Source organism: Bartonella sp. AA86SXKL, from assembly GCF_042196885.1.
Map to the genome: position 1 here is coordinate 1 of NZ_JBHIRE010000518.1, position 587 is coordinate 587.

The 587-nt window shown below is 38.3% G+C and carries 1 protein-coding gene; it reads left to right on the top strand.

The features are described from left to right. Positions 1-141: 141 nt before the first annotated feature. Positions 142-587: LON peptidase substrate-binding domain-containing protein (locus ACFIO5_RS13010; RefSeq protein ID WP_375705635.1), on the top strand; the 446-nt coding region annotated here is incomplete at its 3' end.

A 587-nucleotide genomic window follows, 5' to 3' on the forward strand; every position in this document is an offset into this window, starting at 1 on the left:
TCTAACACTACATATTCTAAGAGTATCAGGAAATATGATCTTAACACTCAAGGGGGTTGGTCTTTCTTATGGATAGGTAGTACCATAAACTGTGGCTCCTTATGCACCAAACCTCACCATACAAAGGGTTCAAAAATACGAATGAAAGCTGGCAATATCCATTATAATTGCGAAAATGATCTCCCAAAGAAAATTGCTCTTTTTCCTTTAGAAGGTGCGCTTTTACTACCAGGCGGTTTTTTATCGCTCAATATTTTTGAACCAGAAGCTCTCGAAATGGTTGAAGACGCTATGGTATCCAACCGTTTGTTAGGCATTATTCAACCACTTTCTTCGGGAACAGACTATTTGCCCATACAGCTTTATAAAATGGGCTGTATAGGTCGCATCACACACTACAACGAAACAGGAAATGGGCAGCTTTTCATTATCTTACAAGGCGTTTGCCGCTTTACCTTAGAACAAGAACTCGTCAACACAAAATCCTATCGGATTGCTCTTATCCGATCAAACATAAAAGACCTACAAGAAGTAGAATTTTCAGAAAGCATTAATCGAGAAAACTTACTCAACATTGTTGAGCAATA